Genomic DNA, 18722 nt, shown 5'->3' with positions numbered 1-18722 from the left:
GCCTGCGGACACAGAGCCATCGTGGGAGCGAGCCTGCTCGCGGAGCGGTCGGTACAGGCACTGAAGAACTAGAACCCCTCCAACTCGGCCATCAGGTCATTCAGGCGGTCCGCCTTGTCCCCGGTGATCTCACTGGCCGCCAGCCCTTCGATGTACTCGGCCAGTTCCTGTACCGTGCTGCACTCGAACATGGCCCGCAACGGCACATCCCGTTGCAGGGTCTTTTGCACCCGCGAAGCGATCTGCGTGGCCAGCAACGAATGCCCGCCCAGTTCGAAGAAGTTGTCGCGAACGCCCACCTGATCGACCTTCAGCACTTCGGCCCAGATATCGGCCAGGGTCTGTTCCAGCTCATTGCGCGGGGCCAGGTAATCCTGGCCCTGCAACTGGCCGATCTCTAGCGCCGGCAAGGCCTTGCGGTCCAGTTTGCCGTTGGCGTTGAGCGGCATCCGCTCCAGCCACAGCCAGTGCAGCGGCACCATGTATTCCGGCAGCTCGGCGCGCAGGCGCTGCTTGATGCGTTCAAGGCGCTCGGTCGAATTCAGCGTGGCGTCCGCCGCCACCAGGTAACCGACCAGATGCTTGCCGTTCGCACCCTCCTGCACGCCGACCGCCGCTTCACGCACTTGCGGTTGTTCATGCAGGCGCGCCTCGATTTCACCCAGCTCAATGCGGTAGCCGCGAATTTTCACCTGATGGTCGATGCGTCCGACGTACTCCAGCACGCCGTCGCTGCGACGCCGGGCCAGGTCGCCGGTGCGATACAGGCGCGCGCCCGGTTCGCCAAACGGATCGGGCACGAACACCTGCGCGGTGCGCAGCGGATCGCTGACATAACCGCGCCCGACGCCGGTGCCGGCGACGCACAACTCACCCACCGCACCCAGCGGCACCAGCTCCAGTGCGCCGTCCAGCAAGTACAGACGGTTGTTGTCGGTGGGCGTGCCAATCGGCAGGTAACTGCCACGGGTCGAGGCCCTGTCGACGCGGAAGAACGCCACGTCATCCGAACACTCCGCCGGGCCATAGGCATTCACCAGCCCGATGTCCGGGTAACGCAGCAACCACTGATGGGCCAGTTCCGGCGGCATCGCTTCACCGGTCGGCAACATCCAGCGCAGGCCGTCGAGGCTCATGCGCTCCTGGGCGAGCATGCCCTGGATCAGCGACGGCACGCTTTCCAGCACGGTAATGCCCTGTGTCGCCACATGCGCCAGCAGTCCCTGTGGATCATGGGCAAGGGTATTTGGCACGATGTCCACCCGCGCACCGAACAACGGCGCGGCGAGGAACTGCCAGACCGAAATGTCGAAGCTTTGCGAGGCGGTCTGCGCGATCACGTCAGCCTCGCTCAGATTCAGGTACGGCACCTTGCTCAACTGGTTGTTGAGCATGCCACGCTGCTCGACCATGACGCCCTTGGGCAAACCGGTCGAACCGGAGGTGTAGATCACGTAGGCCAGGTTGTCCGGGCCGCTGTAGATCCCGGGGTTGGCCACCGAGCGATCGCTGGCCTGTACCTCCTCCCACACCAGTAACCGTGGGCGATGGGCACAGCCCGACTCCTCGAGCAACGCCAGCGCCTGCTCGCGACAGGCCTGGGTACAGACCAGCAAAGGCGTGCGGCTCAGGTCGATGATCCGGCTCAGGCGCTGGCTCGGCAGCCCCGGGTCCAGCGGCAGGTAACCCGCGCCCGCCTTGAAGCTGCCGATGATCATCCCCAGCAGATCGAGGCCGCGTTCGGCCAGCAACGCCACCGGCTGGTCCAGCCCGACCCCGGCTGCGATCAGCGCGTGGCCGAGACGGTTGCTGCACGCGTTGAGCTCGGCGTAACCGAGTTGGCGGTCAAGGCAACTGGCGGCGATGCGCTGCGGATGTGCGGCCACTTGCGCTTCAAACAACGCCACGTAGCTCTGCTCCAGCGGGTAATCATGGCTGCTCTGGTTGCAACCGTGGACCAGGAAATCTCGTTCCTCGGCGCCCAGCAGCGGCAAGTCGGCCATGTCGCCATGGAAACCTTCCACCAGCGCCAGCAACAGACGCTTGAACTCGCCGAGCATGCGCTCGACCGTCGATTCGTCGAAGTAACGCTGGTCGTAGGACAGGTGCAAGCCAAGGTCATCGCCCGGATAACACACGGCCGTCAGCGGGAAGTTGGTGTGGGTGCGGCCGGAGTCCGACGTCGCATTGAGGCTTTGCGCACGATCCAGCACCGACACCTCCACCGGGGCGTTCTCGAATACGAACAGGCTGTCGAACAGCGGCTGGCCCTTGGGCAACTCGCTGTTTTCCTGAATGCTCACCAATGGCAGGTATTCGTACTCACGCAGTTGCATGTTGCTGTCGAGCAGCGCCGTCAGCCACTGACGCACGCTGCAACGCTGATCGTCCCCGGGCATTTTCACCCGCAGCGCGATGCTGTTGATGAACAGGCCGACGGTGCGTTGCATCTCCGGCATCTCCACCGGCCGTCCGGCCACCGTCACGCCGAACAGCACGTCGCGATCACCGCTCAGGCGCCGCAGCACCAGGGCCCAGGCTGCCTGGGCGAAAGTGTTGATGGTCAACTGATGGGCCTGCGCCAGCTCACGCAATCGCGCACCGTCGCGGGCGTCGAGCCTTGTGTAGCGGTCACCGACGATCATGCCGCCGCTGTCGCCGGCGTGTTCGCGCAGGAACGGGCGGTCGCTGGGGATTGGCGTGGTCCGTTCGAAGCCTTGCAGATTGGCTTTCCACCACTGCCGCGCCTCGGCCAGGCTCTGGTGTTGCAACCAGCCGATGTAGTCGCGATACCGCGGCGCCGCCGTCAGTTGCGCTTCGCGGCCTTCGCCCAGGGCCCTGTAGATTTCGAAGAAATCGCTCATCAGCAGCGAGCGGCACCAGGCATCGATGAGGATGTGGTGGTTGCTCATCATGAACCAGTAGCGCGCTGCGCCGACGCGAATCAGGCGCAGGTGGAATGGCGCCTGGTTGAGCAAGTCGAAACCGGCTTCGCGTTCGCTCCTGAGCAGGCGTTGCAGCTTCGGCTCCTGCTCGTCGTCAGCGATGTCACACCAGTCGAGGTACTCGATTGGCGTGCTGCCCGGCTTGTGGATGACTTGCAGCATGTCTTCGCCAACGTTCCAGCAGAACGACGCACGCAAGGCTTCGTGACGGGCGATCACCGCTTGCCAGGCCTGGGCGAAACGCTGCGGGTCGAGTTCGCTGTTGATGCGATAGCGGTCCTGCATGTAGTAGAGACCGGTGCCCGGCTCGAGCAGGGTGTGCAGCAGCATGCCCTCCTGCATCGGTGTCAGCGGGTAGACGTCTTCGATGGCCGCTGCGGCAATCGGCAAGGCATCGAGTTGCGCCTGGGTCAACCTCGCCAGTGGGAAGTCCGACGGGGTCAGGCCTCCGGTGTCGTCGCGCAGGCAATGGTCGATCAGGCTCTGCAACTCGCCCAGATAGGCATCCGCCAGCTCGCTGATGGTCTGCGCATCATGGCGTTCGGCGCTGAAGGTCCAGCGCAGCACCAGTTCGCCGCCATAGACCTGACCGTCGACGCTCAGTTCGTTGGGCAGCGGCGCGTGCGGGTCGTGAGCGGCGCCGACTGGCTCGTCCAGCGGACGGAACAGCGCCTGCGCGCCGAAGCTCTGGTCGAACTGGCCCAGGTAGTTGAAGGTGATCGGCGCCATCGGCAGCGCGGCCATGGCCTCGCGGCACGGCTGATCCGCCAGGTAACGCAACACGCCATAACCCAGCCCCTTGTGGGGCACACCGCGCAGTTGCTCCTTGATCGCCTTGATCGAGGCGCCCTGCCCGGCGGCTTCCTCGATGCTCACCGGGGTCAGGCGCAGCGGGTAAGCGCTGGTGAACCAGCCGACCGTACGGGTCAGGTCGATGTCATCGAACAGCGTCTCACGCCCGTGGCCCTCCAGTTGAATCAACGCCGAGTCGTGGCCGCTCCAGCGGCACAGCACGCGGGCCAGGGCGGTCAGCAACAGGTCGTTGACCTGGGTGCGATAGGCGCTGGGCGCCTGCTGCAACAATTGCCGGGTGCAGTCGGCATCGAGGCGCACGCTGACCGTTTCGGCATGGCGATTCTGCCGCCCGCCGTCGGGGCGATCGCACGGCAGATCGGCACTCGGCCCGGCCAGTTGCGCTTGCCACCAGCCCAGCTCCTCGCGCAGGGATTCGCTGCTGGCATAGGCCTGCAGGCGTGCGGTCCAGTCCTTGAAGGCGCTGGTTTTCGCCGGCAGTTTCACCGATTGCCCGGCCTCCAGGTGCCGATACACCGTCTGCAGGTCGTCCAGCAACACACGCCATGACACGCCATCCACCACCAGATGGTGGATCGCCAGGAACAACCGTTGCTGCCCTTCAGGGCCATCGATCAGCAGCACCCGCATCAGCGGCCCCTGTTCGAGGTCGAGGCTGCGTTGCGCGTCCGCGAACAGCGCTGCGCATTTGTCCATGGACGTCACCCGCACCTGCCACAGCACCGGCAGATCGGACACGTCCTGGTGCACCGCCGTCCAGGCGCCCGAAGCCTGGCTGAAGCGCAGGCGCAAGGCATCATGCTGTTCGATCACCGCCAGCAGCGCCTGCTCCAGGCGATGGGGCTCGAGCACCCCGTTCGGTTCCAGCAGCACTGCCTGGTTCCAGTGCTGGCGCTGGGCAATAGCGGTGTCGAAGAACCAGTGCTGGATCGGCGTCAGGCGCGATTCGCCGCTGAGCAGGCCCTGCTCGGCGATGACCTGCTCGGCACGACTGGCGACGGCGGCCAGGGTTTGCACAGTCTGGTGCTGGAACAGGTCGCGCGGGCTGAAGTGAATGCCCTGTTGCCGCGCACGACTGACCACCTGGATCGACAGGATCGAGTCACCGCCCAGTTCGAAGAAGTTGTCGTTGAGACCGACCTGCGCGACGTTCAGCACGTCGCACCAGATCTGCGCCAGCGTCTGTTCCAGCAGGTTGCTCGGCGCCACGTAGCATTGACGATTGAGCTCCGGGTCCGGTGCCGGCAACGCACGGCGGTCGAGCTTGCCGTTGGCGGTCAACGGCATGCTCGCCAGCAGGATCAGGTGCGTGGGCACCATGTATTCCGGCAGTTGGGATTTCAGGTGAGCCTTGAGCGCTTCGCGCAGCTCGGCCTGTTGCCCGTCGTCCCCTTCGGCGACGTCGGCGACCAGGTAGCCGACCAGTTGTTTGCCGCTTGGCGCGTCGAGCGCCAGCACCACCGCCTCACGGACTGCGGCATGCTCCAGCAGACGGGTTTCGATCTCGCCCAACTCGATACGGAAGCCGCGAATCTTCACTTGATGGTCGATGCGCCCGAGGTATTCCACCAGACCGTCGGCGCGCTGACGCACCAGGTCGCCGGTGCGGTACATGCGCTCGCCGCCATTGGCGAACGGGTCGGCGACGAAGCGCTCCGCCGTGATATCCGCACGTTGGTGATAACCCTGGGCCAGGCCGGCCCCGCCGACATACAGCTCGCCGGTCGCGCCTGGCGGCACCAGCGCCAGGTCGGCATCGAGAATGTACGCCACGCGGGCGCCGATCACGCTGCCGATCGGCACGCTGCCCAGCCCTTCTTCCAGCACCGGCGGCGCCAGGCTGGCCAGCGGCATGACCACGGTTTCGGTCGGGCCGTAGGCGTTGAAGAACAGGCTCGGGGTGAACGCCGCGCGAATTCGCTGCAGGTGTTCGCCGGTCAAGGCTTCACCGCCGGTAATGCACATGCGCACCGGCAGGGTTTGGCCTTGCGTCGCCAGCCACTGCGCGAGCTGGCTGCCATAGCTGGGGGTGAAACCCAGGATGTTGATGTGATGGCGGCGGATCAGCCCGCAGATTTCCTCGGCGTCCCACTGGCCCTGCGCTCGCAGGACGACTTGCGCGCCGCTCAACAGGGGCACCAGCAGGCGCTCGGTCGCCGCATCGAAATTGATCGAATAGAAGTGCAGCTCGCAATCGTCCGGGCGCATGCCGAAGCGCTCGATGACGGCCTGGCAATGCATGGCGATTTCACCGTGGGACACCACCACGCCCTTGGGTTTGCCGGTGGAGCCGGAGGTGTAGATCAGGTACGCCTGATGTTGCGGCAGGCTGATGAAAGGCAGTTCGGTGGCCGGGTAATCGGCCAGTTGCGCCGCGTCTTCTTCCAGGCACCAGCGGGCGATGGTCGACGGCAGCTCGCCCAACGCGGCAAACATCGCCGCATCACTGAGCAGCAAGCCGACGCCGCTGTCTTCGATCATGTAATGCAGGCGGTCGAGCGGGTATTCCGGGTCCAGTGGCACGTAGGCACCACCAGCCTTGAGGATCGCCAGCAAACCAATGACCATTTCCAGCGAACGCTCAAGCGCCAGGCCGACGCGCACCTGCGGGCCGACGCCGCGTTCACGCAGCATCCAGGCCAGGCGATTGGCACGGCTGTCGAGTTCGGCGTAGCTCAGGGTCTGCCCGGCGAACGTCAGCGCCGGTGCATCCTTGCGCAGCCGTGCCTGCTCGGCGAACAGCTGATGCAGGCATTGGTCGAGGCGATGTTCGCCGGGCCCGACACCCAGGCTCTCGAACAACTGCCGTTGCTCGGCGACGGGCAGCAAGGGCACCTCGCTCAGCCGCTGCTGCGGATCGGCAACCAGCGCTTGCAGCAGGTTGCACCAATGCCCGGCCATGCGTGCGATGCGCGGCTCGTCGAACAGGTCGGTGCTGTAGGTCAGGCAGCAACCCAGGCGATGATCGAGGTCGGTGACCTCCAGGTTGAGGTCGAACTTGGTCGCCCGCGCATCGTTGGCCAGGTACTCGACCGTCATGCCGTCGAGCCGGCGGCTTTGCTGGAACTCCCAGCGCTGCACGTTGCACATCACCTGGAACAGCGGGTTATACGCGGCACTGCGCGGCGGCTGCAGCGCCTCCACCAGATGATCGAACGGCAGGTCCTGATGGGACTGGCCTTCAATGACGGTTTGGCGTACCTGCTCCAGCAATTCGCCGACCGACATCTGCCCGTCGAGCCGGCAACGCAGGACCTGGGTATTGAGGAACGCCCCGATCAGCCCTTCGCTTTCCGGGCGGATGCGGTTGGCCACCGGCGCGCCGATGCGCAGGTCGGTCTGGCCGCTGTAGCGGTAAAGCAGCAGCGCCAGGGTGGCGGTCATGGTCATGAACAGGGTCAGGCCGTTGCGGGCATTGAAGGCCCGAACCCGCGCCGCGAGGTCGTCGCTCAGGTCGAAACGGAACAGCTCGCCCCGATGGCTTTGCACCGGTGGGCGCGGACGGTCGGCCGGCAGTTCCAGCAACGGATGTTCACGGCCCAGTTGCGCGGTCCAGTAATCGAGCTGGCGCTGGCGCTCGCCGGACTCCAGCCACTGGCGCTGCCAGACGCTGTAATCCAGGTATTGCACCGGCAACGGCGCCAGCGGCGACTCGCGGTCATCGACAAAGGCTTCGTAGAGCGCGCTGAGTTCGCGGGCGAAAATATCCATCGCCCAGCCTTCGGTCACGATGTGGTGCAAGGTCAGCACCAGGTAGTGTTCCTGCTCGGCGGTCTTGGCCAGACAGGCACGCAGCAGCGGTCCGGTTTCCAGGTTGAAAGGCCGGTGTGCTTCGCTGTCCGCCAGTGCCTGCACCCGTTGCTCACGCAGGTCGACGTCCAGCGCCGAGAAATCCTGCCAGTCCATGCGCACGCCGGTTTGCGGGTGGACCCGCTGCTGCGCCACGCCATCGACGCTCGGGAACGTGGTGCGCAGGGTTTCGTGACGCAGGATCAGCGCCTGCAACGCCGTCTCGAAACGCCCGACATCCAGTACCCCGCGCAAGCGAGCCATGCCGCCAACGTTGTAGGCCGGGCTGTCCGGCTCCATCTGCCAGAGGAACCACATGCGCTGCTGGGAGTAGGACAGCGGCACCGGTTGGCTGCGGTCGACTTTCTCGATCGGCGGTTGCTGGTTGGTGCGGCCGCTGGCCTGGATCAACCGGACCTGCTCGGCGAATGCACCCAGTTCGCTGTGTTCGAACAACGCGCGCAACGGTAATTCGACGTCGCAGGCCTGACGGGTGCGCGAGATGATTTGCGTGGCCAGCAGCGAGTGGCCGCCGAGGGCAAAGAAGTCGTCGCGCAGGCCGACCTGCGCCAACCCCAGGACTTCGCGCCAGATCGCGGCGACCTGCTGCTCCAGCGCCGTGACCGGCTCGACATGTTCGGCCCCCTGCCAGCTCGGTTCGGGCAAGGCGCGGCGGTCGAGTTTGCCGCTGGGGCTCAGGGGCATTTCGTGCAGACGCAGGAGCTGCGCCGGCACCATGTAGTCCGGCAACTCGGCGGCCAGCGCGGTTTTCAGGCGGGCGCTTTGCGCCGCTTCGGTTTCATCGGTGAGCGCTGCAGTGTAGTAGCCGATCAACTGAGCACCGGCGGCGGTCTCGCGCACCAGCACCACGGCTTGGGCGACGCCCTGCTGGGTGAGCAGGCGAGCCTGGATTTCTTCCGGCTCGACCCGGAAACCACGCAACTTGACCTGCTGGTCGAGGCGGCCGAGGTATTCGATCACCCCATCGGCCGTCCAGCGGGCCCGGTCGCCGGTGCGGTACAGGCGCGCGCCCGCCCCGCCCACCGGGTCGACCACAAAACGTTCGGCGGTCAGGCCAGGGCGCCCGAGGTAGCCGCGCGCCAGCCCGATGCCGCTGATGCACAACTCACCCGGCACCCCGACCGGCAGCGGGTTGAGGTCGGCGTCGAGGATCCGGCAGATCACGTTGCCCAATGGCCGGCCAATCGGTGAGCGCTCGCCATCGAAGTTCGTGCAATGCCAGTGGGTGACGTTGATCGCGGTTTCGGTCGGGCCATAGCGGTTGTGCAGTTGCACCGCCGGCAGGTGTTCCAGCACTCGGCTGCGCAACTCGGCCGGCAAGGCTTCGCCGCCGGAGAATACTCGGCGCAGACTGGTGCACTCGGCGCTGAGCGGTTCATCGATGAACAACGCCAGCAGCGGCGGCACGAAGTGCAGCGTGGTCACACCGAACTGCTGCACCAATTGGGCAATGCGGTGCGGATCGCGATGCTCGCCGGGGCCGGCGATCAGCAAGCGCGCGCCGGTGATCAGCGGCCAGAAGCATTCCCAGACCGACACGTCGAAACTGATCGGGGCCTTCTGCATCAACACGTCGCTGTCGTCCAGGCGATAGCTGTCCTGCATCCATTGCAGGCGTTCGGCCAGGGCGGCGTGGGTGTTGCCGACGCCTTTGGGTTGCCCGGTGGAGCCGGAGGTGTAAATCACATACGCCAGGTTGTCGCCGTGCACATGCAAGCCCGGCGCCTGGCTCGGCCAGTTCTCCAGGTGCAGCGCGTCCATGGCGATCACGCAGACACCGTCGGCAGCCGGCAGGCGGTCGAGCAACGGGGTTTGCGTCAGCAGCAGCTCCACGCCGCTGTCGCGCAGCATGTAGGCGAGACGTTCGACAGGGTAATCCGGGTCCAGCGGCACGTAGGCCCCACCGGCCTTGATGATTGCCAGCAAGCCGATCAACAGTTGCGGCGAGCGTTCGGCGGCGATGGCCACGCACACGTCCGGCCCCACGCCTTTGTCGCGCAGGTAATGCGCCAGCCGGTTGGCCTGGGCGTGCAGCCCGGCGAAATCCAGCTGGCCACCCTCCCAGATCAACGCCGTCTGTTGCGGGGTCCGGCGCGCCTGTTCGCAGAGCAGTTCCGGCAGCCATCGGCTGGCTGGGTTGCACGGCGCAACGCTCCAGTGCGCTTGTTGCTCGAGCTCGTCCGGCTTCATCAACGGCAGGTCACCGACGGCGGTTGACGGTTGTGCACAGACCGCGCGCAGCAGGTGGCCGAAGTGCCCGGCCAGGCGCTCGATGGTCGCAGCGTCGAACAGTTCGCTGGCGTAGTCGAAGGACAGGCTCAAGCGCCCGTGACGATCCTCCTCGCTGTGCAGTTGCAGATCGAACTTGGCTTCGCGGCTGTGCCACGGCAGTTCTTCGGCAAGCAGGCCCGGCAGGCGCCGCAGGGCCCCGAGGTCCCGTTGCTGGTGATTGAACATCACCTGGAACAGGCCCTGCTCGCGGGCCTGGGGGAACGCTTCGAGCAGTTGTTCGAACGGCAGGTCCTGATGGGCCTGGGCGCCCAGGGTCGCGGCGCGGGTTTGCGCCAGCAGTTCAAGGAACGGCAGGCGCGAATCCACTTCGGCACGCAACACCTGGGTGTTGATGAAGAAACCGATCAGCCCCTGGGTTTCCAGGCGCGGGCGGTTGGCATTGGGCACGCCAATGCGGATATCGCGCTGGCCGCTGTAGCGGTGCAGCAGGCTCTGGAACGCCGCGAGCAAGAACATGAACGGGGTGGATTCATAGGCCAGGGCGGTCCGGCGAATGGCCTCGCTGAGGCTCGCCTCCAACCGTACCGTGTGGCGGGCGGCGCTGCCCAGGTGTTGCGCCGAGCGCGGGTGATCGGTGCTCAGGCTCAGGGTTGGATGTTCATCGCCCAACTGCGCCTTCCAGTAGGCCAGTTGCCGCTCGCCCTCCCCCTGCGCCAGCCACTGGCGCTGCCAGCTGCCGTAGTCCGCGTACTGGGTGGTCAAGGGCGCAAGCGCCACCGGTTGCCCCTGGGTGGCGGCGGCGTAAAGCCGCGAAAATTCGTCGATCAGCACAGTCAGCGACCAGCCGTCAGCGATGATGTGATGCAGGGTCACCAGCAACTGGTGCTCGTCATCATCGAGGCGCACCAGGGTCACCCACAGCAACGGGCCTTTCTCCAGGTCGAACTGAGTACGGGCTTCGTCGTCACGGATCTGTTGCGCCCGAGCCTCACGCTCGGCGACGGGCAGGTCGCTGATATCGATCCGCTGCAAATTGAAGGCGGTCGCGGCATCGACCTGCTGCAGCGCCACGCCATCACGCTCGAAGAAGCGCGTGCGCAGGGATTCGTGGCGTTCGATCAGGTGCTGGAAGCTGGCGAGCAAGGCCGCTTCATCCAGTTCGCCGCGCAAGCGCAGGGCACCGGGGATGTTGTAGGCGCTGCTCTGCGGGTCCAGTTGCCAGGTGATCCACAGGCGGTTTTGCGCCAGCGATTGCGGCAGCGCTTCGCTGCGCGACAGCGGGCTGATCGCCCCCTGGGCCAGCCCACCGTCCAGTTGTTGCTGCATGACGGCAGCGGTGAATGCGCCCAGGGTCGGCGCTTCGAACAGCAGGCGCAGGTTCAGCTCCAGACCCAGCGCTTCGCGCAACCGCGCCACCACCTGGGTCGCGGCGATCGAGTTGCCGCCGAGCAGGAAGAAGTGGTCATCGGCGCCGACCTGCGGCACGTGCAGTTGTTCGGACCAGATCTGGCCGATCAGACTTTGCAGTCCAGGACCGGTCTGCGGTGGTGTGTGCTCGGCAGGGGTCGCCGACGGGAACAGCGCATAGCTGTCGAGACTGCCATCGTCCAGGCGACTGCGGCAGGCCGAGCGCTGCAACTTGCCGCTGGAGGTTTTCGGCAAGGCCCCCGGATTGAGCAGCACCACCACGCCCGGGGCTTCCTGACAGGCCTCGGCCACGGCCTGTCGGATGGCCTTGATCAGCGCCTCGGGCGGCAGGATCTTCTGCACGCTGCGGCTGATTTCCGCCGCGATGCCTATGCTCTCCTGGCCGTCGACCGTCACGGCGAACGCCGCGACCCGACCTTTTCGCACCACTTCCACTTCCCGCTCGACCGTCTGTTCGATGTCCTGCGGGTACAGGTTGTGGCCGCGTACGATCAGCATGTCTTTCAGGCGACCGGTAATGAACAGCTCACCCTCGTGCATGAACCCCAGGTCACCGGTGCGCAGCCAGGTCTTGCCCTGGTGCTGGACAAAGGTCCCGGCGCTGGCCTCGGGGTTGCGCCAGTAGCCCTGGGCGATGCTTGGCCCGCTGGCCCAGACTTCGCCGACCGCCTGTCCGGCCCGTTCGTCGAGCGTCACGGGATCGACAATCAGCACCGCGTGGCCCGGCTGCCCGATGCCGCAGCTCATGATCGCGCTGCCCTCGCCCGGCTCGACACGGTGTTGCGCCAGTGCCTGTTCATCCACCCGCAGATGGCCGATGCCATGGCCGCGCGGTGTGCCGGCAACGAACAACGTGGCTTCCGCCAGGCCATAGGACGCCATGAAGCTGTCCGAGGTAAAACCACAACTGGCGAACTTCTCGGCGAAACGCTCCAGGGTGTCGAGGCGAATCGGTTCGGACCCGGAATACGCGACACGCCAGCCGCTGAGGTCGAGGCGCTCCAGTGCCGACTCGCTGACCCTCTCGCTGCACAGGCGATAGGCGAAGTCCGGCCCGCCGCTGATGGTGCCGCCGTATTCGCTGATTGCTTCCAGCCAGCGCAACGGCCGGCCGAGGAAGTACGCCGGCGACATCAATACGCAGGGCACGCCGCTGAAGATCGGCTGCAGCAGGCCGCCGATCAGGCCCATGTCGTGGTACAGCGGCAGCCAGCTGACGATCACATCGTCAGGGTTCACATCGATGCCGAAGCCATGGCGGATCAGCAATTCGTTGGCCACCAGGTTGCCGTGGCTGACTTGCACGCCCTTGGGCAGTGCCGTCGAACCGGAGGTGTATTGCAGGAAAGCGATGTGGTCGTGCGGCAGGTGCGGCTCGACCCAGCGTTCGGCCAGGACGCTGTCGAGGGTGTCGACGCACAACAGCGGCGGCGCGCCGTCTATCTGTTGCAAGGCATCGCGCAGCCCGGCACTGGTCAGCAACAGGCGCGGCCCGGCATCGCCGATGATCGACAGCAGGCGTTCCTGGTGATGACGCCTGGCCGATTCCGGCGGATAGGCCGGCACCGCGATTACGCCGGCATACAGGCAGCCGAAGAAGGCCGCGACGTAGTCCGGACCACTGGGGAACAACAGCACCGCACGATCACCGAACTCCGCCTCGGCCTGCAACGCCCCGGCAATCGTGCGGGCCCGCCGGTCCAGTTCGCGATAGCTGAGCACCACTGCCTGATCCGGGGTTTCGGCGAGAAAACGCAAGGCCACCCGATCCGGCGTCAGGGCCGCGCGGCGCTGAAGGGCTTGGACCAGTGTGCTAGGGATTTCGAACGCGTCGGTCATGAGGTTTCCTGCCTGAATTCGGCTTGCAAGTGGTATCGATGAGCGGATGTCACGCCCTTCAGGGGCATGCGGGACGTGGTCTTCGCCGACCACGCAAGGCATTGGCAATGCTGTTTTGACCGGGGCTCGCGCCCGCAGCCATTCACCAATGAGAACGGATGACGTCCTGAAATAATTAGTCGGCAGGCTGGATCGTCAATGGGGTGGGAGCGGCGAAAAAAGCCGCAGGCGCGCACTACAAGCGGGCGCGTCAATGTGTCGCAATTCTCACTCTGCACCTTTGATATGCATTGTTTCTCTTTCTCATTTGACAATCATTATCATTAAGAATAATTTGTCGCTCGATATGTCGGACGGCCCCTCGATCCCACCTGCCGTCCCATGACCCCATTCGCAGCAAGGTGATTTCCATGACGGAACAAGTATCGACAAGCACGTGCGATTCACCGCTACTTCAGGCATTCGTCGACAATCGACTGATACTGGTCAAAATTGCCGCGCGCATCACCGGTTGCCGGTCGCGTGCCGAAGATGTGGTTCAAGACGCGTTCTTCCGCCTGCAATCGGCACCGCCGATCACCTCCTCGATCAAGGCCCAGCTCAGCTACCTGTTTCAGATCGTGCGCAACCTGGCCATCGATCACTACCGCAAGCAGGCGCTGGAGCAGAAGTATTCCGGGCCGGAAGAGGAGGGATTGAATGTGGTGATTCAAGGCGCATCACCCGAAACCTCGCACATCAATTTCTCGACCCTGGAAAACATCGCCGACGCGCTGACGGAACTGCCGACCCGCACCCGCTACGCCTTCGAGATGTACCGCCTGCACGGGGTGCCGCAAAAGGACATCGCCAAGGAACTCGGCGTTTCGCCGACCCTGGTGAATTTCATGATTCGCGATGCGCTGGTGCATTGCCGCAAGGTGTCGGGCAGCCGGGCGGCTGTTCGGCGGTAGGTATCGAAACCGCGTCGCCTCCATCGCGAGCAGGCTCGCTCCCACAGGGTCATCCGATCGACCTGTGGGAGCGAGCCTGCTCGCGATGACTGACTGAAAATCGCCGCCGGCCTTGAAGCCTTCTCCTCAAGCCAACCCACACCGCTCGAAAAACCGCTCCCGCCCCAGCACCATCAACGCCGCGCGCTTGTGCGGAAAGTCGAACTCCTTCTCGCAATGAAACCGCTGGCCCTGCAGGTAGCCGATCATCTTCGCGTTATCGGCCCGCGGCTCGGCAACCACCCGCTGGGTGCGCGGATCGTCGAGAAACAGGTAATGGGTCAGCGCCGATAGCCAACTCGCCACCTTGTGCGGGCCGCGATGATGCTCTTCACCGACCAGCATGTGAATGCCACGGTCGTAATCGCCCGCCTCGTAGAACGGCGCGATGCGGTCTTCCTTGGCCCAGTAGGCTTCGAAATAGGCAAACGGCTGATCGTCGAAACAGCCGATCAGTGTCACGGTGTGCGGATCGGCCGCGAGTTTGTCCAGGTACTCGCGATGCTGTTCGAGGCTGCCTTCCTCCTGCCAGAAGTTCGCCACCCGCGCGCTGTTCTGCCAGCGGTTGAACCGTGCAAGGTCCAGCTCGATGTCCAGGGTTCGCAGGGAAATCCACGCTCCCAGCCGGGCGTCGAAGCGCCGATAGACTTCGCCTCGCGGTTTCATCGGGCGCAACGGATGACGCTTGCCGCCGCTGATCACCCAGTGCTGCGGGTAGCAGGCGGTCAGCGCATTGCCCAGCCACGGCTGCGGCAACTGCCAGAACAGCGTGCGCTGACCGTGGTACTGGCCGGCGTGGTCGGTCGGCACCAGCAAGCCGCTGAGCAAGGCTTGGGCAGGTGCTTCATCGAGGTGCCAGGTCAGTTGCTGACAAGACGCATCGCGGGCAAACAGCCAGTAACTGGCGGCCCACAAGGACTGGGCGTCGCAGCGCCCTTCGACGCGCAGCGTCAACCCGGGCTCATGGCTCAGGCGCAGGGTCATCAGCGGCTGCGTGTCCAGGCTCAGGTTCAGGCGGGTTTCGCTTTCTTCAGCGACAAGGCGCTGGCCCGTCGGCAGCGCCAGGGCACTCAGGTCATTCAGATCGGGCATGGGTCGGGCTCACGTTATTCGTCGACAGTTCAACGAGGTGACGTCAGCCAGAGGGAAAAATTTAAGCGGCGGCGATCAGCCGTGCGAATTCAGTTGCCCGGCACCGGCACTACCGCGATCTTGTACGGATCGAAAATCTTCATCATCTGGCCGTTGTCGCGCAACCCTTGCAGCAACCGCGCGAAGGCCTCGCCGCTGATCGGTGCGGCCGGGCGCAGAATGGCGTAGTGGTGATAGATCTGGTCGATGCGCTCGGACACCAGCAACTGGTCGCCGACCTTCTCGTTGCGCAACAGGTAATCGCTCAGGTAGGAGCGTGTCACCAGGGCAATGTCGGCCCGCCCGCGCAGCACCATCAGCAGGTTGCTGTCGTGGGAATAAGTCAGCGTGGCGTTGTAGTTCTGCGCGAGGTATTTGGGGTCGGCATTGAAATTGGAAAACTCGTAGTGATAGCCGCTGAACAGCGCCAGACGCTTGCCGGCCAGTTCGGCGAAATAGTCCTGCTGGCGATTGGGCAGGCGCTGCGCGACAAAGATCTCGGCGTCCTCCAGCCCCATGTCGACGCTGACGTGCGGGATGTCCTTCCAGCCCCACTGCGGGTTCTCGAAGATCGCCATGTCCACCCGGCCTTGCTTGAAGTCGCCAAAGCGTCGCGGAATGGACGTGGGCACCAGGACAAACTGGTAGTCAGTTTGCGAGGCATTGAGCGCCTCCACCAACTGCGGCAGCAGGCCCGTGTCGGCGCCGGATTCCGGGCGCACGGTATAGGGCGGGAAATGCGCGGCACCGACACGTACCAGTTGTGCGGCCGGAGACGACAATACCCAGCCTGTCGCAAGCGCTGCCAGCAAAAGCTGCGAAGCCGTCCGAATTGGCGAAGACCTCAAAACGTCCCACTCCCCAGTCATACCCATCAATCCATTCAAGCCAGGGGCTTTCGCCCACTTAGCCAGTTCCAGCAGTCCTGTGCAAACTATTGTTTCTCTTCCAGCACCAGAATCAATGCCTCATCGGCCAACTGATCGAGGCTCAGGCTGCCGCCGGGACGAAACCAGGTGGTGGTCCAGGACAATGCACCGGTCAGGAAGCGTCGCGTGATGAACACGTCGCCACGAATGAAACCGGCGGCCTTGGCCTCCCCCAGCACCTGCAGCCACAGCTCCTCGTAGATATCGCGCAGCGCCAGCACCTGGGCCTGACCGTCCTCGGACAACGAGCGCCATTCATACACCAGCACCGCCATGGCTTCACCGCTGCCGCCCATGATCGACTGCAACTCACAGCGGATCAGCGCCAGCACCCGTTCGCGCACACTGCCTGCCTCGGCAATGGCCGCGCGCATCAAGGCCGTGTTGTAGCGAATGGTTTCTTCCATCACCGCCCGCAGGATTTCGTCCTTGCTCTTGAAGTGGTGAAAGATGCTTCCCGACTGAATGCCCACGGCGCCGGCCAGATCACGCACGGTCGTGCGTTCGAAGCCTTTGTTGCGAAACAGGTGGGCCGCCACTTGCAGCAGTTTGCCACGGGCGCTGTCCGGGTCGGTCAACTGGTTGCTGTCGACCAGTTCGCGCATGACCTTCAGGGCTTTTTGCTCATCCACCCGTTCTCTCCTACAGTCGAGTCCATCGCCAAAACAGCGGGGTTGCGCGGGCAATTTAAGCTGGCGCAGGCAACCAAGCAAGCGCTCGGGCAGAAGATGTTCAAGGGATTTACAAACCAAGCGCTTGCTTGGTAGTCTCGGTGCACGTTCGATGGAGGTGACTATGGAAAGGTCTGTGCCCGAAAGTGTTCGCATCGGTTGCGCCAGCGCGTTCTGGGGCGACACCTCGACGGCTGCCGCACAATTGGTGGACGGTGGGCGCCTGGACTACCTGGTGTTCGATTATCTGGCCGAAATCACCCTGTCGATCATGGCCGGTGCGCGGATGAAGGATCCCCAGGCCGGTTACGCCGGTGACTTCATCGAAGTCCTCAGCCCCTTGCTGGGAAAACTGGCCGAACAGAAGATCCGCGTCATCAGCAATGCCGGCGGCGTCAACCCGCAGGCCTGCGCCGCTGCCCTGCAGGCGGCCTGCGACAAGGCCGGCGTGCCGCTGAAAATTGCCGTGCTGCTGGGCGATGATTTGCAACCGCAGTTCAAGCAACTGGCCAGTCGCGGCCTCCAGGAAATGTTCAGTGGCGCGCCATTACCGGCGCTGTGCGTTTCCACCAACGCCTACCTGGGCGCGCCGGGCATCGTCGAAGCCCTGCGTCTGGGGGCCGACATCGTGATTACCGGCCGCGTGGTCGACAGCGCCGTGGTCAGCGCCGCGCTGGTGCACGAATTCGGCTGGTCCTGGCACGACTACGACAAACTCGCCCAGGCCGCACTGGCGGGTCATATCATCGAATGCGGCGCCCAATGCACCGGCGGCAACTTCACCGACTGGCGCGACGTCCCCGACTACGAACACATCGGCTTTCCCATCGTCGAAGTCAGCGCCGACAGCCAGTTCATCGTCAGCAAACCCGAAGGCTCCGGCGGGCTGATCACACCACTGACCGTCGGCGAACAGATGCTCTATGAAATCGGCAACCCGCAGGCGTATCTGCTGCCCGACGTGGTCTGCGATTTCACCCAGGTCAAACTGGCGCAACAAGGCAAGAACGTGGTCCACGTCCATGGCGCCAAAGGCCTGCCGCCTTCCGACCAGTACAAGGTCAGCGCGACGTACCCGGACGGTTTTCGTTGCACCGCCAGTTGCCTGATCGCCGGGATCGATGCCGTCGACAAGGCGCGACGGGTCAGCGAAGCGATCATCAACAAGACTTCCGACATCTTCCTTCAGCGCGGTTGGGCTCCCTACAGCGAGGTGAGCATCGAACTGCTGGGCAGCGAGGCGACCTATGGCCCCCACGGCCAGCGCCACGACAGCCGCGAAGTGGTGATCAAGCTCGCCGTGCGCCATCCGGACAAACGGGCCCTCGTCACCTTCTCCCGTGAAATCGCCCAGGCGGCCACCGGCATGGCGCCAGGGTTGACCGGGATCGTCGGCGGTCGGCCGACGGTGTATCCGCTGATCCGGCTGTTTTCGTTCCTGATCGAAAAAAGCGCCTGCACCCTGCAGGTCGAGGTGGACGGCCAGCGTCACCCGTGCGCCCTGCCCGCCCCCGCCCCCCTCGCCAGCGCGGACCTGCCCCTGCCGGTCGCCCCGCCGCCCCCCACGGGCCGCGCCGATGCCAGCGTGGCGCTGGTCAAACTTGCCGTCGCGCGCTCCGGCGACAAGGGCAATCACAGCAACATCGGCGTCATCGCCCGCGAGCCGGAGTACCTGCCGTGGATCGCCGAGGCCTTGACCCCGGAAGTGCTCGTCGACTGGATGAGCCACGTGCTCGATCCGGTCCATGGACGCGTCGAGCGCTGGTACCTGCCTGCAACCCACAGCCTCAACTTCCTTCTGGAAAATGCCCTTGGCGGCGGCGGCGTGGCCAGCCTGCGCATCGATCCGCAGGGCAAGGCCTTCGCCCAACAATTGCTGGAGATTCAGATTCCAGTGCCTGCGCACATCGCCGATCAGGTCAACTAGAGGAC

6 protein-coding genes are annotated in these 18722 nt (G+C 64.8%); 2 read left to right on the top strand and 4 right to left on the bottom strand.

Annotated features, from left to right (window positions below; genetic code table 11):
- Nucleotides 1-68 precede the first annotated feature (68 nt).
- Nucleotides 69-13067: a non-ribosomal peptide synthetase gene (locus tag IB249_RS15890; RefSeq protein WP_192306301.1), complete on the bottom strand. Its 12999-nt coding sequence runs from the start codon at nucleotides 13065-13067 to the stop codon at nucleotides 69-71.
- Nucleotides 13068-13477: 410 nt separating this feature from the next.
- Here IB249_RS15890 and IB249_RS15885 point away from each other — a divergent pair, with 410 nt between their 5' ends.
- Entirely contained in the window at nucleotides 13478-14020 is a 543-nt protein-coding gene (locus IB249_RS15885; RefSeq protein ID WP_192306299.1) for an RNA polymerase factor sigma-70, read from the top strand.
- Nucleotides 14021-14146: 126 nt separating this feature from the next.
- On the opposite strand, the gene IB249_RS15880 is transcribed toward IB249_RS15885, so the two are convergent.
- From IB249_RS15880 to IB249_RS15870, 3 genes are all read right to left on the bottom strand, one after another.
- Nucleotides 14147-15151: a GNAT family N-acetyltransferase gene (locus tag IB249_RS15880; RefSeq protein ID WP_192306297.1), complete on the bottom strand. Its 1005-nt coding sequence runs from the start codon at nucleotides 15149-15151 to the stop codon at nucleotides 14147-14149.
- A gap of 89 nt (nucleotides 15152-15240) precedes the next feature.
- Complete coding sequence (locus IB249_RS15875) at nucleotides 15241-16059, bottom strand: substrate-binding periplasmic protein (protein WP_192306295.1); 819 nt, start codon at nucleotides 16057-16059, stop codon at nucleotides 15241-15243.
- A gap of 65 nt (nucleotides 16060-16124) precedes the next feature.
- Nucleotides 16125-16751, bottom strand: a complete 627-nt coding sequence (locus IB249_RS15870; RefSeq protein WP_192306293.1) for a TetR/AcrR family transcriptional regulator — start codon at nucleotides 16749-16751, stop codon at nucleotides 16125-16127.
- 175 nt (nucleotides 16752-16926) lie between these two features.
- Between IB249_RS15870 and IB249_RS15865 the strand changes: the two genes are divergently transcribed.
- Nucleotides 16927-18717 (top strand): acyclic terpene utilization AtuA family protein, encoded by a 1791-nt coding sequence (locus tag IB249_RS15865; protein ID WP_192306291.1) that lies wholly within the window; start codon nucleotides 16927-16929, stop codon nucleotides 18715-18717.
- Nucleotides 18718-18722: the final 5 nt, after the last annotated feature.

Source organism: Pseudomonas sp. PDM04 (assembly GCF_014851765.1).
Classification (GTDB): Bacteria; Pseudomonadota; Gammaproteobacteria; order Pseudomonadales; family Pseudomonadaceae; genus Aquipseudomonas.
The sequence above is the reverse complement of the archived record's forward strand: the minus strand, read 5'-3'. Positions and strand labels throughout refer to the sequence as shown.

Excerpts from the sequence above, each read along its gene's own strand:
- IB249_RS15880 (WP_192306297.1), bottom strand. The coding sequence starts at position 15,151 with ATGCCCGATCTGAATGACCTGAGTGCCCTGGCGCTGCCGACGGGCCAG.
- IB249_RS15875 (WP_192306295.1), bottom strand. The coding sequence starts at position 16,059 with ATGACTGGGGAGTGGGACGTTTTGAGGTCTTCGCCAATTCGGACGGCT.
- IB249_RS15885 (WP_192306299.1), top strand. The coding sequence starts at position 13,478 with ATGACGGAACAAGTATCGACAAGCACGTGCGATTCACCGCTACTTCAG.
- IB249_RS15890 (WP_192306301.1), bottom strand. The coding sequence starts at position 13,067 with ATGACCGACGCGTTCGAAATCCCTAGCACACTGGTCCAAGCCCTTCAG.